This is a genomic window from Methylobacterium sp. HMF5984 (assembly GCF_045033435.1).
In the GTDB taxonomy this organism is placed as follows: domain Bacteria; phylum Pseudomonadota; class Alphaproteobacteria; order Rhizobiales; family Beijerinckiaceae; genus Methylobacterium.
Genome location: NZ_JBJFLN010000001.1, coordinates 3,949,775 through 3,970,439, shown reverse-complemented (window position 1 = coordinate 3,970,439; position 20,665 = coordinate 3,949,775). Strand labels below are relative to the sequence as shown.

At 70.5% G+C, this 20,665-nt stretch carries 21 protein-coding genes; 9 read left to right on the top strand and 12 right to left on the bottom strand.

The genetic code is table 11. The features are described 5' to 3' along the window. Positions 1–20 precede the first annotated feature (20 nt). The 3 genes from ACFZ8E_RS19310 to ACFZ8E_RS19300 form a co-directional block, all read right to left on the bottom strand. Positions 21–767, bottom strand: coding sequence for an N-acetylmuramoyl-L-alanine amidase (locus tag ACFZ8E_RS19310; RefSeq protein WP_405043544.1), 747 nt, complete (start codon positions 765–767; stop codon positions 21–23). Continuing rightward, entirely contained in the window at positions 764–1,507 is a 744-nt protein-coding gene (locus ACFZ8E_RS19305; protein WP_147858797.1) for a DnaJ family molecular chaperone, read from the bottom strand. The genes ACFZ8E_RS19310 and ACFZ8E_RS19305 overlap by 4 nt, the downstream gene beginning before the upstream one ends. A gap of 226 nt (positions 1,508–1,733) precedes the next feature. Further along, positions 1,734–2,003, bottom strand: coding sequence for a hypothetical protein (locus tag ACFZ8E_RS19300; RefSeq protein WP_147858798.1), 270 nt, complete (start codon positions 2,001–2,003; stop codon positions 1,734–1,736). 315 nt (positions 2,004–2,318) lie between these two features. On the opposite strand from ACFZ8E_RS19300, the gene ACFZ8E_RS19295 reads away from it, so the two are divergent. From ACFZ8E_RS19295 to ACFZ8E_RS19285, 3 genes are all read left to right on the top strand, one after another. Next, positions 2,319–2,930: an urease accessory protein UreE gene (locus ACFZ8E_RS19295; RefSeq protein WP_405043543.1), complete on the top strand. Its 612-nt coding sequence runs from the start codon at positions 2,319–2,321 to the stop codon at positions 2,928–2,930. A gap of 657 nt (positions 2,931–3,587) precedes the next feature. Beyond that, positions 3,588–4,055, top strand: coding sequence for a hypothetical protein (locus ACFZ8E_RS19290; protein WP_405043542.1), 468 nt, complete (start codon positions 3,588–3,590; stop codon positions 4,053–4,055). A gap of 72 nt (positions 4,056–4,127) precedes the next feature. After that, positions 4,128–4,754 (top strand): hypothetical protein, encoded by a 627-nt coding sequence (locus ACFZ8E_RS19285; protein ID WP_405043541.1) that lies wholly within the window; start codon positions 4,128–4,130, stop codon positions 4,752–4,754. On the opposite strand, the gene ACFZ8E_RS19280 is transcribed toward ACFZ8E_RS19285, so the two are convergent. The 3 genes from ACFZ8E_RS19280 to ACFZ8E_RS19270 all read right to left on the bottom strand — a co-directional run bounded on the left by ACFZ8E_RS19280 (position 4,721) and on the right by ACFZ8E_RS19270 (position 8,799). After that, the gene (locus ACFZ8E_RS19280; RefSeq protein ID WP_405043540.1) at positions 4,721–5,065 is read right to left on the bottom strand and encodes a glycosyltransferase; all 345 of its coding nucleotides are present in this window, start codon (positions 5,063–5,065) and stop codon (positions 4,721–4,723) included. The two genes, ACFZ8E_RS19285 and ACFZ8E_RS19280, sit on opposite strands and share 34 nt — an antisense overlap. A gap of 73 nt (positions 5,066–5,138) precedes the next feature. Then, positions 5,139–7,259: a glycogen debranching protein GlgX gene (gene glgX / locus ACFZ8E_RS19275; protein ID WP_405044418.1), complete on the bottom strand. Its 2,121-nt coding sequence runs from the start codon at positions 7,257–7,259 to the stop codon at positions 5,139–5,141. A gap of 118 nt (positions 7,260–7,377) precedes the next feature. Further along, positions 7,378–8,799: a trehalose-6-phosphate synthase gene (locus tag ACFZ8E_RS19270; RefSeq protein WP_147858801.1), complete on the bottom strand. Its 1,422-nt coding sequence runs from the start codon at positions 8,797–8,799 to the stop codon at positions 7,378–7,380. A 348-nt stretch (positions 8,800–9,147) separates the two neighbouring features. On the opposite strand from ACFZ8E_RS19270, the gene ACFZ8E_RS19265 reads away from it, so the two are divergent. The 6 genes from ACFZ8E_RS19265 to ACFZ8E_RS19240 all read left to right on the top strand — a co-directional run bounded on the left by ACFZ8E_RS19265 (position 9,148) and on the right by ACFZ8E_RS19240 (position 12,263). Then, positions 9,148–9,627: a hypothetical protein gene (locus tag ACFZ8E_RS19265; RefSeq protein WP_147841071.1), complete on the top strand. Its 480-nt coding sequence runs from the start codon at positions 9,148–9,150 to the stop codon at positions 9,625–9,627. 11 nt (positions 9,628–9,638) lie between these two features. Next, positions 9,639–10,070: a phage holin family protein gene (locus ACFZ8E_RS19260; protein WP_147727465.1), complete on the top strand. Its 432-nt coding sequence runs from the start codon at positions 9,639–9,641 to the stop codon at positions 10,068–10,070. Continuing rightward, positions 10,067–10,447 carry a DUF3618 domain-containing protein gene (locus tag ACFZ8E_RS19255; protein WP_405043539.1) on the top strand — a complete coding sequence of 127 codons (381 nt, stop codon included), beginning with the start codon at positions 10,067–10,069 and terminating at the stop codon, positions 10,445–10,447. Before ACFZ8E_RS19260 ends, ACFZ8E_RS19255 begins: the two co-directional genes overlap by 4 nt. Positions 10,448–10,502: 55 nt before the next feature. After that, a complete protein-coding gene (locus ACFZ8E_RS19250) occupies positions 10,503–11,273 on the top strand; it encodes a hypothetical protein (protein WP_405043538.1) in 771 nt (256 codons plus the stop codon). Positions 11,274–11,368: 95 nt separating this feature from the next. After that, positions 11,369–11,920, top strand: a complete 552-nt coding sequence (locus ACFZ8E_RS19245) for an RBBP9/YdeN family alpha/beta hydrolase (RefSeq protein ID WP_405043537.1) — start codon at positions 11,369–11,371, stop codon at positions 11,918–11,920. 121 nt (positions 11,921–12,041) lie between these two features. Further along, complete coding sequence (locus ACFZ8E_RS19240) at positions 12,042–12,263, top strand: hypothetical protein (RefSeq protein WP_244033559.1); 222 nt, start codon at positions 12,042–12,044, stop codon at positions 12,261–12,263. A 3-nt stretch (positions 12,264–12,266) separates the two neighbouring features. On the opposite strand, the gene ACFZ8E_RS19235 is transcribed toward ACFZ8E_RS19240, so the two are convergent. The 6 genes from ACFZ8E_RS19235 to ACFZ8E_RS19210 all read right to left on the bottom strand — a co-directional run bounded on the left by ACFZ8E_RS19235 (position 12,267) and on the right by ACFZ8E_RS19210 (position 20,500). Continuing rightward, positions 12,267–13,298, bottom strand: a complete 1,032-nt coding sequence (locus ACFZ8E_RS19235; protein ID WP_405043536.1) for a YcjF family protein — start codon at positions 13,296–13,298, stop codon at positions 12,267–12,269. A gap of 34 nt (positions 13,299–13,332) precedes the next feature. Further along, positions 13,333–14,772: a YcjX family protein gene (locus tag ACFZ8E_RS19230; RefSeq protein ID WP_405044417.1), complete on the bottom strand. Its 1,440-nt coding sequence runs from the start codon at positions 14,770–14,772 to the stop codon at positions 13,333–13,335. 104 nt (positions 14,773–14,876) lie between these two features. Next, positions 14,877–15,998: a hypothetical protein gene (locus ACFZ8E_RS19225; RefSeq protein WP_405043535.1), complete on the bottom strand. Its 1,122-nt coding sequence runs from the start codon at positions 15,996–15,998 to the stop codon at positions 14,877–14,879. Positions 15,999–16,101: 103 nt separating this feature from the next. After that, on the bottom strand, positions 16,102–16,890 hold the full coding sequence (hisN, locus tag ACFZ8E_RS19220; protein WP_147841064.1) for a histidinol-phosphatase: 789 nt from the start codon (positions 16,888–16,890) through the stop codon (positions 16,102–16,104). Positions 16,891–16,948: 58 nt separating this feature from the next. Beyond that, positions 16,949–18,919 (bottom strand): AI-2E family transporter, encoded by a 1,971-nt coding sequence (locus ACFZ8E_RS19215; RefSeq protein WP_405043534.1) that lies wholly within the window; start codon positions 18,917–18,919, stop codon positions 16,949–16,951. Between the two features lie 123 nt (positions 18,920–19,042). Next, complete coding sequence (locus ACFZ8E_RS19210) at positions 19,043–20,500, bottom strand: MmgE/PrpD family protein (RefSeq protein ID WP_405043533.1); 1,458 nt, start codon at positions 20,498–20,500, stop codon at positions 19,043–19,045. Between the last annotated feature and the right edge of the window lie 165 nt (positions 20,501–20,665).

The following is a 20,665-nucleotide window of genomic DNA, read 5'->3' as shown; positions in this document are numbered from 1 at the left end:
ATCGCGCCCTGACGGCCGCTTCAGCTTGGCCGCGACGCGATCAGGTCGCGCAGGGTGGTGATGGTGGAGGCGTCGGCGATGCCGTCGACCCGCGCCTGACGGAAATGGCGCTGGAACGCGGTGACGACGTCCCGCATGTGGCGATCGAATGTGCCCGTCACCGGCTGCTCGTAGCCGTAAAGCGCGAGCATCGCCTGCAGCGCCTCGATCGGCTGCCCGGCATCGCCCTCGGCGAAGAAGCGCCCGTCGTGCATCGGCACTTCCGGCACGTGATGGCCGACGCCGTCCGCCGCGAGCCGGCCCCAAGGGAAAGTCTCGCCCGGATCCTCCTTGCGACCGGGCGCGATGTCGGAATGCGCCAGCACCCGGTCGGCCGGGATCGCCCAGCGCGAGACGATGTCGCGCGCGAGCGCTGTCACGGCGGCGATCTGCGCCTCCGGGTAGGGCGGCAGGCCGCCGGCATGGCCGGGATGGACGATCTCGATGCCGAGCGAGCGGGAGTTCACGTCGCGCTCGCCGCGCCAGGACGCCCGCCCCGCATGCCAGGCCCGGCGGCTCTCCGGCACCATCTGCCAGATCGCGCCGTCCTCCAGCACGACGTAATGGGCCGAGACCTCGGCGATCGGGTCGGCGAGCCGCTGCATAGCGGCGGCCGCGCTCGTCATGCCGGTGTAGTGCAGGATCAGCATATCCGGCCGCGGGCCGAGGCGCTCGCCGTGGTTCGGCGAGGGCTGGATGCGGGTGGCGAGCGGGCTGTCCGGTGTCATGGCGAACCGCCCTCCACCGCGGCGGCGCCGTCCGCGAGGATCCGGTCGTGGGCCGCGTTGATCGCGGCGAGGCGCTTGGTGGCGATCGCCACCGCCTCGGGCGGCAGGCCGCGGGCGATGGCGCGGTCGGGGTGGTTCTCGGCGACGAGCTGGCGGTGGCGCGCCTTCACCGCAGCCGGGTCGGCGCCGTGCTCGAGCCCGAGGACGAGGTAGGGGTCGTCGGCCAGCCGCACGTGCCGGGCGGCGATGCGGCGGAACGCGGCGTCGTCGAACCCGAAGATCTCGGCCACCGCGCGGAGATAGGCCTCCTCCGCCTGATGGATCGCGCCGTCGGCGGTGGCGATGTGGAACAGGCCGTCGAGGACGTCCTCGAGCAGCGACGGCTCGTCGTGGAAGGCGTTGGCGAGCTGCCGCGCATAGGCCTCGTAGCCGTTGGTCGTCCGCTTCGCGAGGTCGAACAGCCGGGTGACGCGGGCGCGCTCCGCCTCGCCGACCTGCACGACCTTGCCGAAGGCCTCGACCTCGGACGGGGTCACCACCCCGTCGGACTTCGCCATCTTGGCGGCGAGCGCGACGAGGCCGGTGGTGAAGACCACGTCGCGCGGCATCGGCCCGAACAGCGCACCCTCGCGGTCGACGAGGTAATGGCCCGCGAGGCCGCCGACGAGCCCGCCGAGCGGGCCGCCGATGGCGAGGCCGATCCCGGCGCCGCCGATCTTGCCCCAGATCCCCGAGCTCATCGGGACCCGGCGGGGATGTTTCGGAGATGCGGAACGGTCACCGGCAGGCCTCTATGCGGTGCCGCCGGGGACCCTGACGGGATCCGGCGACGACAAGCCGCCGGGGATACAGGCTCGACCGGAAACGCGGAAGGGCCGGAGCGCTCGGCTCCGGCCCAGGCCTGGAACGAAGAAAGGGCCGGAGCGCTCGGCTCCGGCCCTTCGACGTTCGGTCGGCGGCGAGGCCTCAGCGGCAGTACACGTCGCCGTAGGCGTCGCGGTAGGTGCCGTAGGGGCAGCGCGGCGCGGTGGAGGCGCCGACGATGGCGCCGCTCGCGCCGCCGATCGCGGCACCGGCGAGGGCGCCGCCGGCGCGGCCGGTGGCGGCTCCGCCGATCGCGGCACCGGCGAGGGCGCCGAGACCGGCGCCGCCGAGGGCGCGGTCCTGCGGCGTGTTGCAGGCGCCGACCGAGAGGGCGAGGGTGCCTGCGAGGGCGACGGCGATGAGCTTCTTCATGAGTCCGTGACTCCCTTGTGCATCCGGTCCGGCATTTCGCCGTGGTGATGGTGCGGTCCGAGCTTAGCCTTATCGGCCATGAAATGCACTTGCCACGGCCAAGGTTCCGTCGAGATCGGCGACGGGCGCCGGAAAGCCGGGCTCGGCCCGGCCTCGCGCCGACGACCGCGATGACCCGCCGCGCCGCGGTTCCCGTGGCCGGCCGCGCGCGAATGGGCCTCGGCACGGCGCATCGTGCGGGGTAAGAGCTTGCGGATGCGGGTTCCGCGAGGCCCGAGCCTCCTACGTTCCGATCACCGCCTGAGAGAGGGTGCCATGCCGAGAGCCACCACGATCGTCCGCAAGGCCGCTGTCCGCCCCGACGCGGTCGTCGACACGATCAGCCTCGATCACGCCGGGCGCCAGGCGCAGCAGGGGCACCTCCACAGCGCCGGCGGCCTGCACATCGATCTCGCCCTGACCAAGGCCGCCGGGCTGGAGGACGGCGACGCCCTGCGCCTCGACGACGGCCGCCTGGTCGCGGTTAAGGCCGCCCCGGAGGCGCTGCTGGAGATCCGCGCCGAGAATCCGGCCCGCCTGATCCGCCTCGCCTGGCAGCTCGGCGGCAATCACGTCCCGGCCGAGATCGGCGCCGACGTGCTCCACGTCCCGGCCTCGCCGGCCACGGCCGAGCTCGTCCGCGGCCAGGGCTGCACCGCGAGCCCGGTCGACCGCGCCTTCCGGCCCGAGCGCATGGCGCACGACCACAGCACCTGCGGCCACGACCATTCCCACGATCATCACGCGCACGCGGCGCACGCCGATCACGACCATGGCCACGACCACACGCACGCGGACGATCACGGCCACGATCACAACGCGCACGATCACCACGCGCACGATCACGCGCCCCACGTGCACGGCCCCGGCTGCAGCCACGATCACTGACATGCTCCCGCCGCCGACCGCGCCGGCCGACGCCGCTTCACGGGATCGCAAGCCTCGCCTGCGATCCTGATGCGGCACGAGTGCACCAGACTGGATAGCAGACTCGCATGTGCATCGTTTCGGCCGGGATGCAGGGCGAGAAATGAGAATGAAAGCGTTGCGTCAGAAATTCCTATAGCCGGCACGTCCAGCAATACCCCTTGCGAAGACAAGCCTGCCCTGGTTGATACATGCCTTGCTCGCAGCTTTGATCATCTTCGCGTGGGCGCAGCGAACGGCCGTCCTTCGGTGTTTCCGGATACGGCTTGGCATTATTCTCAAGGCGAGTACTTCGCATCGCGCCTCGGCATCGAAACACAGCGTGCCAGCGAGGACCGCGAAGCTGATCCGACTCCGATGATGCCGCGTTCGTAAGCGATGCGGAAACGGATTCCTGCAACCGTCGCCGGAGGGCGCTCGCCCTACTATGGCATCGCACTCGTGGCCACGGTCGAGATCGGAACGCTCTGGTTACTCGCCGCGATCCAAGCTTTCGTTGCCACTTGGCTCATTGCCATGTCGATGCGCACATCGTTCCCGCCGTTGAAACCGAGACACTTCTGATTATCAAACGTATTACCGAGTCTTCTTGCAAACCTTCCATTCGTTGACTCACTTATGATGTCGGATGTATTTTCCGTCTTTGTTGTCGTCTGTATTTCGATGCAGATGGTCTACGCTGATCGCAGTCAGTTTCAGAGCCGCATCCTCGTATGGTTTCTGCTGACCGTCAGCGTGTCCTTTCACGCTGCGAATACAGTGATATCATCGATTTTGTTGATTGCCTCGATACCGATACTCGCAGCTCTTGGCATTCTAACGCGTGCGATTGCAGGTCGTGCGGCCGGGTCGGCTGCCGCCATTGCCATGGCGGTCATATCGGAATGGGCGTTCGGAGCGGTCTATCGCTCCGATGCCGATATAGCCCAACGCAGCCCGCCCTTCCTGATGGCACGCCTGATCGCAGATGGGCCTGGACGTGATTATCTCGATGCTGCCTGCCCAGGCGGGGCAAGCCCAACATTGTGCCGGTTCAAGGAACGTCCGATGGCCGGCGAGGATGAGATTCTCTGGTCCGAAAACTAAGCACGTGGTGTCTTCAACATACCCGATTACGAAACCAGGACACGACTGAAGGATGAGGAACTTGCGTTCGTCTTGGCGGTCGTCGCATATTCTTCACTGGCTGCGCTGCGCGATGCCATCGGCAACGGTATCCTTCAACTGGGAGACTTCTACGTCCTGGAACCGATGCGCAACCCGGCCACGTTCCTCAACATCGGCCGGTGGGGTCGCACTGCCATCGAGCGCGTCGTACCGCATATGGACGTTTGCGAGCGGGATGCCGATGCCTGCGGTCCCAGAATGGACGGCGTGCTGCTCGCCGTGCTCCACATCGTTACGGTCCTCGGCTCGGTTTGTTTTGCGTGTTACACCCTCGTGCAGATCTTCCGGTCCGGCGCTGTGGCCGAGGAGAGACGCGCCGGCGGCGAGGATCTCCAGTGCCTCCTTACGGCGGGGCTGATCATCACCCTGGGCGTGATCCTGAACGCCTTTGTCTGCGGAGCGATCCCAGGCCATTTTGCGCGCTATCAGGCACGCGTTGTCCGGCTGGTTTCCCTCATCGCGATGCTGCTCGCAAACTATCGCTCGCTCTCGAGCAGACGCCTCTCGATGCCAGCAAGACGGTTGTTGTCTAGTGCATGCCGACTTTTAGGTCCGATCGGAAAGACTTGCGATATACGGAAGTCCTATGAGCCGTCGGCGTCGCCCTTCACCAGGTAGCGCCCGCGCGCCGCCTGAAAGCCGCCGGCGAGGGCCGCGCCGTAGCCGCGCTCTGCGACCGGCACCACCCGCGCGCCGAGGCTTTCGGCCAAAGCCTGGCTGCCGTCGGTGCTGCCGTTGTCGGCGATGACGATCTCCCCGGCCAAGCCTTTGGCGGCGAGGGTCTCGAGGGCGGCGCGCGCGCTGGCGATCGCGGTCGGCAGGGCACGCACCTCGTCGAGGCACGGCATCACGATCGAGACGTCGATCGTGCCTGCCGCCGCGTCGGCGGCGATCTCCCGGTCCTGCCCGCCCCGGTCCTGCCCGCCCATGCCGCTTCCACCCGCGTCTCGCTCGGGCGGCAGGATGGTTTGCAAAGCGTTGCGATTCGGTTTCGGCGGCCGCTCAGGCACTGACGAAGCGGCCCGACGCTCGCGCGGGTCGGGCATCGGCCTCGGCCAGCACCAGGATCGCGCGGCCGGGCAGCGGCACGATCGCGTCCGCCGCGTGCGCGGCGGCGTCCGGTGCGACCGCGCCGGTGGCGACGGTGGTGTCGAGGACCGGCTGCCACGGGCCGCCGATCACCGCGGCGAGGCGGAAGTCGCAGGGCTCGGGATCGGCATTGATCAGGATCAGGATGCGGCCGTGATCGAGGTCGTTGCCGATCTGCATCCCGAAGGCGCGACGGCTCTCGTCGGCCCAGGCGTCGGAATTCATCTCCGCGCCGCAGGGCGAGAGCCAATGCACGTCGCGCAGGGTGCTCCCGGGGGCGATCGGCGTACCGTCGAAGAACTGCCGACGGCGAAGGGCCGGCCTCTCGCGACGCAGGCGCGTGAGGTTCGAGACGAAGGCGCCGAGATCCGGGTCGGGATCGGTCGACCAGTCCATCCAGCTCGTCGGGTTGTCCTGGCAATAGGCGTTGTTGTTGCCGCGCTGCGTGCGCGAGCGCTCGTCGCCCATCAGCAGCATCGGCACGCCCTGCGCCAGCATCACGGTGGCGAGCAGGTTGCGCTTCTGGCGGGCGCGGATGGCGAGGATCGCCGGGTCGTCGGTCGGCCCCTCGACGCCGTAGTTGCGCGAGACGTTGTGGCCGTGGCCGTCGCGGTTGTCCTCGCCGTTCTCGGCGTTGTGCTTCTCCTCGTAGGCGACCACGTCGGCGAGCGTGTAGCCGTCATGGGTCGCGGCGAAGTTGATGCTGGCGAGCGGCGAGCGGCCCGACGGCGCGAACACCTCGCGCGAGCCGGTCAGCCCCTGGGTCAGCTTGGCCAGCTGGCCGGCATCGCCGCGCCAGAAGCCGCGGGCGGCGTCGCGGAACTGGTCGTTCCACTCGCTCCAGCCGCGCGGATAGCCGCCGAGGCGATAGCCGTTCTCGCCGAGGTCCCAGGGTTCGGCGATCATCTTCACCCGCGCCAGCACCGGGTCCTGCGCCACCGCCTGGAAGAACGCGGCCTCGGCCGAGAATGCGGAGGGCGCCCGGCCGAGGCTGGTGGCGAGGTCGAAGCGGAAGCCGGCGATGCCGTAGGCGGTCGCCCAGTGGCGCAACGAATCTAGCACCATCTGCATCACCCGCGGGTGAGCGACGTCCAGGGTGTTGCCGCAGCCGGTGCAATCGACGTCGCGGCGGGGATTGTCGGGGTCGAGCTTGTAGTAGCTGGCGTTGTCGATGCCACGGAACGACAAGGTCGGCCCGGCATGGCCGGCTTCGGCGGTGTGGTTGTAGACCACGTCGAGGATCGTCTCGATGCCGGCGGCGTTCAGCTCGCGGATCGCCGCCTTCAGGCCGCCGAGGCCGCCGTCGCCGAGATAGCGCGGATCGGGCGCGAAGTAGCCGAGCGGCGAGTAGCCCCAGAAGTTCACCAGCCCCTTGTCGACCAGGAAGCGGTCGTCGGCGAAGGCCTGGATCGGCAGCAGCTCGAGCGCGGTGACGCCGAGCTTCCACAGGTGCTCGACGATCGCCGGATGGGCCAGCGCCGCGTAGGTGCCGCGCTCGGCTTCCGGCACGGCCGGATGGGTCATCGTCAGCGCCTTGACGTGCGCCTCGTAGATCACCGTCTCGGAGAGCGGGCGGCGGATCGGCTGCAGCGCGAGGTTCGGAACCTCCGGCGCGGTGACGACCGATTTCGGCATGTAGACCGCGCTGTCGCGCCGGTCGATCTGATCCTCGCGCTGCAGCCCGCGGCGGTGGCCGTACAGGGCGTCGTGCCAGCGGATCCGTCCACGGATCTCGCGGGCATAAGGGTCGAGGACGAGCTTCGACGGATTGAAGCGGTGGCCGCGCGCCGGCTCCCAGGGCCCGTGCACCCGGTAGCCGTAGAGCTGGCCCGGCAGGACGCCGCGGAGGTAGCCGTGCCAGATGTCGTCGCTGCGGCAGGGCAGGCGGATCGTGCGGCTCTCGTGGCGCTCGCCCGGCTCGAACAGGCAGAGATCGACCGCCGTCGCGTGCTCGGAGAAGAGCGCGAAGTTGACGCCGCGCCCGTCGAAATGGGCGCCCAGAGGCGCCGGCACGCCGTCGTCGACGGCGATCATGCGTGACTGTGACACGGAATGGTCCCCCCGGCCCGGAGCCGGTGTGGACGCATCCGCGATCCCGGATCAAGCCACCGGGCCGCATGGGCCGTGGAGAACGACGACGTCCGCCCCGAGATCACTCCGCCGCGGCGGCCGTCGTCGGCGGCTCGCGCTCGACGGTGCGGAAGTTCTCGAGCTCGGAGAGGAAATTGCGCGCCCACCAATCGACATCCTCGCGGGTCATGCGCTCGACCATCGGCTTCCAGCGCTCCAGGCGCTCGCTGCGCGGCATGTACAGGGCCGTCCGGATCGCCTCCGCGACCTCGAAGCGGTCGTAGGGGTTCACCATCAGCGCTTCGGGCAACTGCCGTGCCGCACCGGCGAATTTCGAGAGCACGAGCACGCCGGGATCGTCCTCGCTCTGGGCGACGACGTATTCCTTCGCCACGAGGTTCATGCCGTCGCGCATCGGCGTCACGAGGCCAACGCGGGCGGCGCGATACAGCCCGGCCAGAACCGGCCGCGGATAGGCCTTGGTGACGTACTGGATCGGCGTCCAGGCCGGGTCGCCGAGCGCGCCGTTGATCTCGCCGACCGTCTCGTTGACGGTGCGCGAGAGCTGCTCGTATTCCGGCACCTCGCTGCGGGATTTCGGCGTGATCTGGATGTAGGTGACGTTGCCGCGCTGGTCGGGGTTCGAGGCGAAGAAGCGCTCCACCGCCTCCATCCGCTCTGGCACGCCCTTGGAATAGTCGAGCCGGTCGACGCCGATCAGCAGCTTGCGGGTGCGCAGGCCCGCCATCGTCTCGCGCACCACCTTGTTCGAGCCCGCCTTCTCCGCCGCGTCCTTGAAGCCGGCGACGTCGATGCCGATCGGGAAGCTGCGGATCCGGGTCCGGCGCCCGTCGACCATCAGCGAGCCGCCGCCGAGCGGGATCGCCCGCAGGGTGTCGATCAGGTTGCGGGACAGGTTCTGCACGTCCGGGTCGGTCTGCAGCCCGATCAGGTCGTAGTCGGCGATGGCGCGGAGCAGGTCGTTGCTCGCCGGCAGCGTGTTGAACACGTCGGCGGCCGGCCACGGAATGTGGTGGAAGTAGCCGATCGGGTTGGCGAGGCCGAGGCCGCGAAGCTCGGCGGCCATCGGCAGCAGGTGGTAGTCGTGGACCCAGATGATGTCGTCGGGCTCGACGAGCTTGGCGAGCGCCCGCGCAAAGATGCGGTTGACGCGGCAATAGCCGGCATAGTCCGAGCGCGAGAACGCCCCGAGACCGAGCCGGTAATGCATGATCGGCCACAGCGCCCGGTTGGCGAAGCCGGCGTAGTATTCCTTGTGATCCTGCGGCGAGAGGTCGACCACGGCGTACTGGACGCGGTCCCGATCGATCAGCGTCGGTTCCTCGGAGGGCTCCTCGCTGATGTTGCCGCTCCACCCGAACCAGAGACCTTCGTAGGCGGTGAAGGCCTCCTTCACGGCGACGGCGAGGCCGCCGGCGGCGACCGCCTTGCCGCCTTCTTCCGGAACCGCGACGCGGTTCGATACGATCACAAGGCGTGCCACTCAGGTGGGCTCCGGATCCTCAAGCGCGCCGGCGTGGAACGCGCAACGTCAACGTTTCTTGCCATCGTGAACGCGCGAGAGGTCGGCGCGATCCGTAGCGTTAGCCAAGCGCGAATGACTGCCGCGGGTCAAGCGATCGTTTGCGGCCGTCACGACGAAATCCGGGGCCTGTCCCCGCATCCGTTCCCGCCGCGCGGGGCGGCGGAGGCAGGAGCGAACCTTGGCCGATCGCCCCTGAACGGAGGCTGAGCCGCGGATGTGCCGTCGTCTCCGGAACCCCCGGACGTGGACGATGTTACTCAGGCGAACATCGCCCCGCTAAGACCCCGTGTTCGAAGGAGTCCCCTCATGGCCGCGTCCGAGATCCCCCACCCCGATCCGGCCAAGGCCGCAGCCAGCGAGCAGGCCGAGTGGCGCGGCCTGAAGGGCGACGTCGAGGGGTTGGCCGACGTCGCGGCCGAGCGCGGGCGCGGCCTGATGGATGCAGCTCGGGTTCAGGCGCAGACCTTCGTCGAGGGCCGCAAGAACGACGCGGCGCAGTCCGTCCACGATCTCGCCAAGACCCTGCGCGATTCGAGCAAGGACTTCGAGGATCGCCCGAACATCAAGGCGTTCTTCGACAGCGCTGCCGACGGCCTGAGCCAGCTCGGCGGCTCGATCGAGTCGCGCAGCTTCGCCGACTTCTACGGCGAGGCCGAGGCCTTCGCCCGCCGTGCACCGGTCGCGGTCGCGGTCGGAACGTTCGTCGCCGGCTTCATCGCCGCGCGCTTCATCAAGTCGTCGAGCCTGCCGCCGGAAGGCGACGCCCGCGACAGCTTCCGCGCGTGAGCGGCCCGGCCATGTCGACCGGATCGCAGACCCCACCCCCCGGCTCCTCTGGTGCGTCGCCCGCCGGCAGCATCCAGAGCCTCATCGGCGACGCGCTGCGCGAGACGAACGACCTCGCCCGCAAGGAGATCGCCCTGTTCCGCGCCGAGATGGCGCGGAACGTCCGCTCGCTGATCATCGGCATCGTCTGCCTCATGGCTTCGGCGGTCTTCTCCGTCGTCGCCCTGCTCGTGCTGATCGGTGCCTTCGTGAAGTGGCTGGCGACGATCGTCGGCTCGGAATGGCTCTCGGCCCTCATCGTCGGCGGCGTCCTCCTGGTTGTCGCGATTGGGATGGCGCTGTGGGGACGCAGCGCCCTTTCGTTCTCGACGCTCACGCCCACCCGTACCGGCCGGCAGGTCCGCCAGGACGCCCGCGCCCTTTCCGAGAGAGTGTCCGGATGAGTTCGATGAACGAGATGGAGCGGGACATCGAGGAGAGCCGCGCGCGCCTCGACGAGACCATCGACCGCATCCAGGGCCGCCTCTCGGTGTCCAGCCTCGTCGACGAGATGCTCGGCAACGCCCGCCGCGCACCCGCCGTCAGCGGTGCCTACGACGGAGCGCTCGAGGCGGTCCGCCGCAATCCGGTTCCCGTCCTGCTGATCGCCGCCGGCGTCGGCTGGCTGCTGCATCGGATGTCCCAGGACGCGACGCGCCGCCGGACGCAGGCTTCGGCCGAGCGCGTCCCGGTGCTCAACGACGGGGCGGCCCGGGTCTACGATCCGGATCTGCCCACCCGCCAGCCGAAACCCTCGCTGATGGACGAAACCCGCGCCTGACGGGCCGCCACCTGCGGACATTGCCAGCCGCGTACGAGTTCTGAAGGATCACGCCATGAGCGATACGAGCAAGTCGGCCACGACCGACAACCACCTGCCGGACGACCTCGCCCGGGCCGCCGCCGCGAAGGTCGACCAGGGCCTGCACGCCGCCGGCCTGGACCCGGTCCACCTCGACCCGCATGCGAAGGCGGCCGACCACACCCTGCGGGCGGACCCCACGGGCCTCCGCGATCCGATCGGACGGCCCGACGCGTCGCCGCACGACCACCAGGCCGGTCCCGGACCCGATGTCGGCAGCGTCGCCGGTCAGGCTCGCGCGGCGGCGGGCGATGCGGCGGATCGGGCCGCGGACTTCGCCGATCGCACGCGCGATCGTGCCGCCGACTTGGCCGACGACGTCCGCGATCGCCTCGGCGGTGCGGCCGACGAGGCCCGCAACTGGGTCTCCGGCGTCCATCGCGACCACATGCGCCGGATCGACGACGCGGTGGTGCGCGGCAGCGACCGGCTCGATCGCGGTCGCACCGCCGTCGAGCAGTTCGTGACCGAGAACCCGCTGCTGGTCGGCGTCGTCGGCGTCGCCGCGGGCCTGCTTATCGGCGCGTTGCTCCCGCGTACGCGCCAGGAGGACCGCAACATCGGTCCCTATGCCGACGAGGTCCGCGACCAGGGCCTGCGCTACGCCCGCGAGTTCACCAGCCGTGGCCGCGAGTTCGTCGAGACCGCCCTCGACCCGGACAACATCCAGACCGCGGCGCAAAAGGCCGGCCTCAAGACCGAGCCCGCGTATGAGGGCGAAGACCGTACCGCGCACCGGCTCTGAGCCGGCGCGATCGACCCGATCCGAGAGGCGGCACCGCGAGGTGCCGCCTTTCTTCGTTCTCGACCCTCGCGCCGAGAGACGGTAGGCACGCGAACATGAAGACCGCCGATTGCGACATCCTGATCGTTCCGGGCCTGGGCGGCTCGGAAGAGGGCCACTGGCAGGCGCGCTGGGCCGGCCGCATGTCTACCGCCCGCGTGGTCGAGCAGCAGTCCTGGCATGCGCCCGAGCCCGAGGCCTGGTGCGGTCGCGTCGTCGAGGCGGTCGCGGCCGCGACTCGGCCCGTCGTCCTCATCGCCCACAGCCTCGGCGTCGTCGCCTGCGTCGAGGCGGTGCCGAAGCTTCCCGAGGGCCGCGTCGTCGGGGCGCTGTTCGTGGCGCTGCCGGACGTCGAGGAGACGCCGAACCTGCCCGACAGCGTGCGTGCCTTCGCGCCGCTGCCGCGCGCGCCGCTGCCGTTCCCGTCGCTCTTGGTGGCGAGCCGAACCGATCCGTACTGCCGCTACGAGCGCGCGGAGGATTTCGCCGCGGCGTGGGGATCGGCCCTGGTCGACGCCGGCGAATCCGGCCACGTCAACGTCGCGAGCGGCCATGGGCCGTGGCCCGAGGGGCTGATGCGGCTCGCCGGGTTCATGAAGGATCTTTGAGCCCGTCGGCTCGATCGCGCCCGGCGGTTAACCTCTCGTTTACCCAAGCCCGCGCTGATGGATGCCGGATCACGGGCGATCCGGCCCGCGGGAGATCGACGTGACGCGAAAAGAGCTTCTGGTGCGACTGGACGCCGTGCAGACGGCGCTGGGCGAGCGCGCCCACACCTCCTTCAACAGCTCGATCTTCGGCGACGCCGCGCTGCTCAAGCGCATCGAGGCGTTCGAGGCCCAGCTCGTGGCCGTCGAGAAGCCGAAGGTCGCCGACTACACCGGCAACATGTTCACCCGCATCGCCAACCGCCGCAACGTCGAGGCGGTGCAGAAGCGCGCGCAGTCCTGAGCATCACGGCTTCGGCTCCGGCTCGGCCGGGCGGAGAAGCTCGCCGGCGACGTCCGACAGGCGCGGCGGAGCCTCGCGCACGAACGGCAGCGGGCGGCAGACCGCGAGGGCCGCGAGGCCGAAGCGCGCGGTCATCAGGCCGTTGAGCACGCCCTCGCCGAGCTTGGCCGAGACCCGCGCCGCGATGCCGAGGCCGAGCACCTGCTGAATCATGCTCTCGCCGACCGCCATTCCGCCGGTGACGGTCAGGTGGGCGAAGGCGGCTCTGGCCAGGCGCAGGAAGCCGAGGAAGCCCGGGCGTCCGCCGTAGATCGCCGCGATCCGGCGCAGCAGCCGCACGGCGGAATAGATCACGAACGCCACGTCCACGCTCGCCCGCGGGCTGAGCGCGGTCACGCCCGAGACCTGCTTGGCGGCGGTGGCGATGGCATTGCGCGCCTGCCGGTCCAGCGGGCTCAACAGCTCGTGCTCGGCGAGGCCGATGCGATCGTCGACGTCGAGGATCGCGTCGGCGGAAGCCTCGAGCCGCTGCCGGCCCGCCGCCAACGCCGTTCGATCCGCATAGAAGGCGGCGAGATCCCGAACCACCCCCTGCGCAGCACTGTGATCGCGGGTCGCGATCGCCGCGACGGCGGCCTGGCGCAGGTGCTCGATCTTGCGCTCCCGCCACAGCCCGCGCACCTCGCGCACGACGATCGCCAGGAGAGCGAGGCCGGCGAGCGCCAGGAGCGCGAGCGCGACGCCGCCGAGCCAGGGCGCCGCCTGGAACAGATCGGCGATCAGCCGCTCGACCGACAAGCCGACCCCGAGGGAGACGAGGCCGCCCGCGGCCGACAGCAGCAGGCCGCCCCACGGAACGCCGCGCGACTTCGCCACCGGCACGGGCGTGCCGTCGGCGGCGTCGAGGATCTCGACCGGATCCTCGACGATGCGGACGCCGGTCGGGGCGGCCGGCATCGAAGGGATTCCCTCGACGGCCGGGGGCGCATCGGCGCTGGGGATGCGGAAGGCGCGCGGGCGCTGGGTCGAGCTCACGGCATCGTCCTCGGGGTTCTCGTCTGGGCCGCCATCACGTCAGCCTGTCGCCGATCAAGAACTGCATGGCCCGGTCGAGGCGGATCTGCGGCAGGTGGCCAGGACGCCCCAGCGCGTCGGGCTTGATCGATGGCGGGCGGAATCGCGGGAACCGCAGCGAGCCGGGCTCGACCGCGCCCTCGAGCACCGCCTCCGGGCGGGCGGGGAGATGGCCCGGGAACACGGCGGCCTCGGCCGTCCCGTCGAACACCTCGTCGCCGACCGTCTCGCCGGCCTCCGGCGTCCCGGCGACGGCGCGCAGCACGGCGTCGCCGTCGTGGATCGTGGTCTCGCGGGTGGCGCGGACCGACGCCAGGGCCACGGTGCCGACACGGGCGCCGGCGGCCTCGGTCCGGCGCATGGCGCGCGACACGAGCAGGCGCAGCAGCGCTTCGAGCCGATCGTGGCTGGTCTGGTGCAGGTGGTCGGCCTTCGTCGCGGCGAACATGATCCGGTCGGCCCGCGGTGCGAACAGCCGCGAGAGCAGCGTGTTGCGGCCGATGTTCAGGCTGAGCAGGACGGAATCCAGCGCCTCCTCCAGCTCCGCCAGCGCCGCCGGCCCGGCATCGACGGCGGCCAGCACGTCGACCAGCACGATCTGTCGGTCGACGCGCTGGAAGTGATCGCGGAAGAACGGCACGACGACCTTGGCCTTGTAGGCCTCGAAGCGCCGCTCCATCAGCCCGGCGAGCGTGCCCGGCGCGATCGTCTCGGGCAGTTCGTCGAGCGGGGCGAAGGTCAGGGCCGGCGAGCCGGCGAGGTCGCCCGGCATCAGGAACCGGCCCGGCGGCGTCGTCGCCACCATTTCCGGGCCGGCGCGGAGAGCCGCGAGATAGGCGGTGAAGGCGGCGCTCGCCCGCTCGGCCACCACCTCGTCCAGAGGCCCCGCCGGATCGAGCCCCCTCAGCATCGCGAGCCACGGCGCGGCCATCCCGCCGCGGCCGGCGCGCCGGGTCCCGGCGATGGTCGCCCGCGACCACGCTGTGTAGCTCTGCTCCAGGAGCGCGAGATCGAGCAGCCATTCGCCGGGATAGTCGACGACGTCGAGCATCAGCGTGCCCGGGCCGGAGCGCCAGCCGCCGGCGCGCTCGTACTCGATCGCAAGCCGGAACTGGCTGATCCGATCGGTGGAACGCGGCCAGAGGCGGGACTCCGTCAGCGCCGAGAAATGCTCCTCGAAGGGAAAGCGCGGAACGTCGTCGTCCGGCTGCGGCACGAGGCGGGCGCGGCGCAGGCGTCCCTCCTGCGCCGGGGCGAAGGCGGGGAGCGCATGGCTCTCGACGAGATGGTGGATGAGGGCGGTTGTGAACACGGTCTTGCCCGAGCGGGCGAGCCCGGTGACGCCGAGCCGCAGAGTCGGCTGGATCAGGAAGTCGCTCGAAGCTTCCGCGAAGGCCTTGACCGCGGAGCCGGCACGCGCGGCGAAACTCTGGATGGGCAAGGGCGGGCTCGGGGGCTCGGGAAACGCGAAGGGCCAGCCGGTCGGCCGTCGCCGCTCAGGTGGCGCGGGGAGGGGGCCGCGACAAGGCTCGGTGAAGGCTACTTGGCCGCATCGGCCGTCGCCGCGGGGGTCGGACCGAGCCGGGCGATCGCCGCCTCCACGAGGGGCGGACCCGCGTGCAACGCGCCGAGCTCGACCCCCGACATCGCGCGCATGACGGGGGCGAGGTTCGGCAGCGGGCTGCCGTCGGGCGAGAACAGCGCGAGGTCGTCCGTGGCGCGCAGGCCCACGCTCCTGGCGATGGCGGCCGCGTAGTTGCCGATCCGGACCTCGTCGTTGCCGCAGAGCGGGGCCGGTGCACGCAGATCCCCCATCGTCAGGCCGGAGACCATCATCGGCAACAGGGCCGAATCGGCCACGAGGCGATCCGGCGACGGCACCTTGCGGTCGAGGAGCGCGGCGGGATCGTCCGCCCCGCGCGGGGCCGGAAACCGTACGGTCGGCGTCGGCCCGTCGGCGAGGCCGGTCGCGATATCCGCGACGGGTTTCTGCATCGCCCTGGCCTGGATCGAAGGGCGCCGGGCCGGATGGCCGCTCATCCGGGCGAGCGGCGACCAAGGCTGCACCCGCAGGGCGGTGCGCGGCGCCCGCGAGACGCCGCGCCGGGCGCCGCCGGGAAGGTGGCGCGCCAGGAAGCGGGCACGAAGCGTGCCGCCGATCCCGCGCGGCGCGAGGGCGGTCGGCTTGGCCCTGGCCGCAAGCGGAGCGGTGGAGACGCCGCAGGAGGCCGGCGCCCAGCGGCGCACGATCGCCAGGGCCGTGCGGCGTCCATAATCCCGGTAGTATCGCCGGAGCAGCCCGGCCGCGGCGTCGGCGCCGTCCGCCGCGGTGGCGAAGCCGGTATGCCCCTCAGCGTCGGCACCGATCTCGCCCGACCAGCGCGCGCTCTTGATGCACCAGTAATTGTTGAGCTTGGCGCAGCGCGCGACGTAGGCCGGCTCGGTGGGTGCCACCTGCGCGACCAGGGCGAGCGAGACCGGCCGAAGCTCGGTACCGGCCTGGGGCCGCCAGTTCGAGACCGCCCGCGCGACGTGCTGATAATACGGTGCCGCCTCGACCGACGGCGTCTGCAGGCCGACCGCGTGCGCCCGGAGCGCGTCGACAGACCCTTCGGCCAGCGGCGGCAGCGTCGTCAGGAGAAGGAGTGCGGCGAGGAGCACGGGCGGCCGGGAGGAAGCGTTGCGGACGACCAGGAACGGCCGGGGCGCATGGACGGTTCAGTTCGTCGAGACGGGTCGCAATGCGGTTTCGGGCGCCGACCGGTTACGGGTTCAGAATCGCCAGCGCCGCCGCGTGCATGCGCGGATCGCCGGCGGCGACGATCCGGCCGCCGCCGGTCGCGGGACCGCCGTCCCAGGCGCTGATGACGCCGCCCGCACCCTCGACGATCGGGATCAGCGCGACGATGTCGTAGGGCTTCAAGCCGGCCTCGACGACGAGGTCGATCTGGCCCGAAGCCAGCATGCAATAGGCGTAGCAGTCGGTGCCGTAGCGCGACATGCGCACGCGACCCTCGATGGCCCGGAACCGATCGGCTTCCGCGCCGTCCGTGAACAACCGCGGATCGGTGGTGGCGAGCATCGCCGCCGACAGGTCGGAGCAGCGGCGGGTATGGAGCGTGCGCTCGCCGCGCGAGCTTCGCAGGCGTGCGGTGCGTCCATCGCCGGTGAAGCGCTCGCCGAGATAGGGCTGGTGCATCAGGCCGCGCACGGCGCTCCCGTTCCGGGTCAGACCGATCAGGGTTCCCCAGGTCGGGATGCCGGTGATGAAGGCGCGGGTGCCGTCGATCGGATCGAGCACCCAGACGCATTCCGCGTCGAGCCGCTCCGAGCCGAACTCCTCGCCGAGGATGCCGTGGGCGGGAAACCGCCCGCGGATCATGTTGCGCAGGACTAGCTCGGCGGCGCGGTCGGCCTCGGTAACGGGATCGAAGGCGGCCGTGCCCGCCGCCTTGTCGGTCAGCGCATACTGGGCCCGGAAGAACGGCAGGATCGCCTGGCCCGACGCGTCGGCGAGATCGTCCATGAACCGGCCGAGTTCGACGACGCTCATCGGCTTTTCCCCGTTCGATCCTGCATCGCGGCAGGAAGGCGGGTTTCGGTCGTTTCCGTCAAGCCTGCGCAGCCACCGGCATGGGGGACGGCTCCGACTCGGCGTGCACATGGGCCAGCACCGTGTCGACGGCGCTGCCGAGCGACGAGACGTGCTCGGCCGCCGGGATGCTGCCGCGGCCGGCGGCATCGTCGTCCGCCTGCCACAGCCCGACGACGATCGGGACGTCGGGCATCCGGCGCCGAAGGCGATCGACGAGCCGTCGCAGATGCCCCGGCTCTCCGCTGATCGCCAGGGAGACGATGCAGGTCATCTGCGCCTCGCCGGGGTCGAAATCGGCGATCTTCGCGCGCGACACGTCGCCGAACGGTACGATCCGCGTCCCGAGCCCGCGCTTGGCAAGGAGCTGTGCGAGGATCGCGGCCGCCGGCGTGTCGATGAAGCCCCGCCCCGCGACGCACAGCACCGCGCCCTCGCGGGACCACGCCGGCGGGATCGCCTCCCGGCTTGGCTGCGCCACTTCGGGATCGGCCTTCGCATCCCCCTCGGCACCGTCGTCGGCATCGGCCGCAGGCGCGGCGGGAACCCGGTCGTCGCGCTCGGCGAGCGCGTCGACGAGCTCGCTGACGGAGGCGCGGATGTCGGTCTTCTGCTCGAGGGTCAGCACGCCGCGGGCGGCGTCGCGGGCGGCGAGCTCGAGGCCCTTCAGAACCACGTCGTCGTAATAGGCCGACAGCGAGCAGGTCTGCAGGATCAGCTCGGCATGCTCCTGCGCCTCTTCCGGGTCGTCGGCGAGGATGCGCTGGTAGAAGTTCTCGACCGGCGTGAGGGCCGCCCGGTTGCCGAACAGCACGTCGAGGAACTCGAGCTTGTCGATGTGCCGCCCCAGCACGACGAGGCAGACCGTCAGCGGCGTCGAGAGCAGAAGCCCGACGGGCCCCCACAGCCAGGTCCAGAAGAGAGCCGAGATCAGCACCGCGAATGGCGAGAGGCCGGTGGAATGGCCGTAGAGCATCGGCTCGACGATCTGGCCCGTCAGCGGTTCCAGCACGAGGAACAGGATCGCGGTGGCGATCACCATGTCCCAGCCCGGATCGACGGCCGCCGCCAGCAGGAGCGGCAGCAGGGCCGAGAGGAAGGCGCCGATATACGGCACGAACCGCATCATCGCCGAGACGATGCCCCACAGCACCGGGTTGGGCACGCCGATGACGTAGAGGCCGATGCCGACCACCAGCCCGAAGGCGGTGTTGAGCGCCAGCTGCACCACGAAGTAGCGGCTGAGCCGCCGCGCGGCGTCGTCCATCGCGACGGTGGTGCGGTGCAGGTCGCTCGATCCGGCGAGGCGGATCATCCGGTCGCGCAGATCCTCGCGCTGCATCAGGACGAACAGCAGCACGACGAAGACGATGCCGGTGGTGGCCAGCGGCTGCATCACCGGGGAGAGCAGGGTGCTCGCCGTCTCCAGCGGGCCGGGCGGCGTCTGGCGCATCTCGACGAGGACGGGGGCCGGTTCCGAGGCCGGCCGCGCCGGCTTGGTTTCGGGGCCGGGCTTTGCCTCCGCCTCGGGCTTCGGCGCCTTCTCGGTGTTGCCGGCATCGTGGATCGCCCGGCCGATATTGGCGACGTAATCGGTGAGATGCGCGACCGGGCTGTCGCGCAGGCCCTCGATCTTGCGCTCGATCGTCGAGCGGTAGCGCGGCGCGTCGCCGACGAGGCCCGCGACCTGGACGCCGATCAGCGTCGCCAGGGCGGCGACGATGCCGAGGGTGAACACCACCGCGGAGCCGACCGCGACGACGCGGGGCAGGTGCCAGCGGCGCAGGAGCGCGACCAGCGGCCCGAGCACGAAGGACAACAGAACCGCGATGACGATCGGGATGAAGATCTCGCGCCCGACATAGAGCGCCGCGATGATGATCGCGCTGACGAGGACCGGTGAGACCAGCGCCGATTTCGGCGTCTCGGCGGCGGCGATCCGGGTGGGAGACGGCACCGGGATGGGAGGGTCGTCTGTCTTCGTCGCCATGCCGCCACCGAACCGTACGCTCACGCCCGCAACGCCCGTGCTCTCGCCGGTGCGAACGGGGAACGGCACGGCGCCGCGAAACGATCCCTCCCGTTGCGGCGGGTTTTCACGGGCTCGTGATCGTCAGGCTTGCGCAACCCCTGCGCGAATCACGTCGCCGACATCCTTGAGCGTATCGAGCGACCAGCACAGGCTCATCACCCGGCGGGCCTGCGCCGCGGGCAGCACGCCGTCGGCGAGATCGGTGAACTTGCGCTCCAGGGCGGCGTCGCTCATTGGACGCTCGACGCTGCCGATCGCGTGCTCGATGCGGCGGTGCAGCGTGCGCCCGTCGGCGAGCGTGACGGTCATGTCGACCTGTGCCGCCGCGATCCCCGGCGTGACAACCGGCACGACCTTGTCGCGCAACGCGACGACGACGGGATCGCGAACGGCGCGGTCGCTGAACTGCTTCTCGCCGGCCGCGCCTTCGACCAGCGCGACGGCGCCCGCGTGGTAGATGCTGAACTTGCCTTCCAATCCCGCCTGCGGGGCGGTCTTGCCGGTAAGCTCGAGCACGAGGGGATGCACCTTCAGGTCGACGCGCGCGATCTGCTCGGGCTTCAGGTGCTCCTCGTCGCGAAGCTGGATCGCGGCATCGATTGCCGGATGCATGACGATGCCGCAGGCGAACGGCTTGTAGGTGTTGAGCAGGCTCTCGTACCGCGTGCCGAGCCCCTCGGTGATCTCGCGATAATCCTGCTTGGTCGAGACGGTGTTGGCCCAGCCACGCTTGGCCTCGATCATGCCGTCCGACGAGGTGAAGCCCTTGGCCGCGAGGATCGCGGCGAACAGGCCGTTGGCCGCGGCGCGGCCGGGGTTGAAGCTCTTGTTCATCGAGCCGAACGATTCGCGTAAGCCCACCGGCTGCGAGGCGGCCAGCCCCAGGGCGAACACCATCTGCTGCTCGGTGAGGCCCATCAGCTTGCCGGCGGCGGCCGCCGCCCCGAACACGCCGGCGGTGCCGGTGATGTGCCAGCCGACGTCGTAGTGGTTGGGATAGACCGCGTTGCCGATCCGGCACTCGGTCTCGATCCCGAGCACCAGCGCGTCGAGGAGATCGCGCCCCGAGACCGGGTGCATCTCGGCATAGGCGAGGATCGCCGAGGCGACCGGGCCGGCCGGGTGGATGACGGTCTTCAGGTGGGTGTCGTCGTAATCGAAGATGTGGCTCGACACGCCGTTGAGGAACGCCGCGTTCATGATGTCGAAGCGCTCGGTGCGGCCGAACAGGCCGGCCTGGGGCGGCCCCGAGAACGGCGCGAGCGCGGAGACCGCCACGTCCAGCGTCTCGTGATGCGAGCCGCCGATGGCGACACCGACCCAGTTCAGGAAGGTTCGCGTCGCCTCCCGGCGCACCGCCTCGGGCAGATCCTCGAACCGGGCGTTCACGATCCAGCGCGCCAGCGTGCGGGTGACGTCCTTCGCCTCGGCTGGCTTCGGTGCAGGAGCATCCGCGGCATGTGCCGAACCCCCGAGTGTGGGGCCTGCGAGCGCCAGACCCGCTGCTCCAATCAGCGCGCGTCGATCGATCCGTGACATGGCGTCCGCGTCCCTGCTGTTCCGGCTTGGTTCGCGCGCCTCCTCGGGAGGCGACACGCCGGTGTCGGGGCGAGACATAGCGCACGCCGACCGCGAACGGAGACCACGTGATTTCAATCTTGGGTCTGTGACACAGCCTTGATAGAAGCTGCGCCGGGGGCCGGC

Bases quoted from the DNA above. Each gene is read 5' to 3' on its own strand.
- glgX (WP_405044418.1), bottom strand. From the start codon at position 7,259: ATGATCGCCGTCGACGACGGCGTGCCGGCGCCTCTGGGCGCCCATTTC.
- ACFZ8E_RS19255 (WP_405043539.1), top strand. From the start codon at position 10,067: ATGAGTTCGATGAACGAGATGGAGCGGGACATCGAGGAGAGCCGCGCG.
- ACFZ8E_RS19290 (WP_405043542.1), top strand. From the start codon at position 3,588: ATGATGTCGGATGTATTTTCCGTCTTTGTTGTCGTCTGTATTTCGATG.
- ACFZ8E_RS19250 (WP_405043538.1), top strand. From the start codon at position 10,503: ATGAGCGATACGAGCAAGTCGGCCACGACCGACAACCACCTGCCGGAC.
- hisN (WP_147841064.1), bottom strand. From the start codon at position 16,890: ATGAGCGTCGTCGAACTCGGCCGGTTCATGGACGATCTCGCCGACGCG.
- ACFZ8E_RS19245 (WP_405043537.1), top strand. From the start codon at position 11,369: ATGAAGACCGCCGATTGCGACATCCTGATCGTTCCGGGCCTGGGCGGC.
- ACFZ8E_RS19300 (WP_147858798.1), bottom strand. From the start codon at position 2,003: ATGAAGAAGCTCATCGCCGTCGCCCTCGCAGGCACCCTCGCCCTCTCG.
- ACFZ8E_RS19265 (WP_147841071.1), top strand. From the start codon at position 9,148: ATGGCCGCGTCCGAGATCCCCCACCCCGATCCGGCCAAGGCCGCAGCC.
- ACFZ8E_RS19210 (WP_405043533.1), bottom strand. From the start codon at position 20,500: ATGTCACGGATCGATCGACGCGCGCTGATTGGAGCAGCGGGTCTGGCG.
- ACFZ8E_RS19215 (WP_405043534.1), bottom strand. From the start codon at position 18,919: ATGGCGACGAAGACAGACGACCCTCCCATCCCGGTGCCGTCTCCCACC.
- ACFZ8E_RS19280 (WP_405043540.1), bottom strand. From the start codon at position 5,065: ATGGGCGGGCAGGACCGGGGCGGGCAGGACCGGGAGATCGCCGCCGAC.
- ACFZ8E_RS19305 (WP_147858797.1), bottom strand. From the start codon at position 1,507: ATGAGCTCGGGGATCTGGGGCAAGATCGGCGGCGCCGGGATCGGCCTC.
- ACFZ8E_RS19260 (WP_147727465.1), top strand. From the start codon at position 9,639: ATGTCGACCGGATCGCAGACCCCACCCCCCGGCTCCTCTGGTGCGTCG.
- ACFZ8E_RS19295 (WP_405043543.1), top strand. From the start codon at position 2,319: ATGCCGAGAGCCACCACGATCGTCCGCAAGGCCGCTGTCCGCCCCGAC.
- ACFZ8E_RS19310 (WP_405043544.1), bottom strand. From the start codon at position 767: ATGACACCGGACAGCCCGCTCGCCACCCGCATCCAGCCCTCGCCGAAC.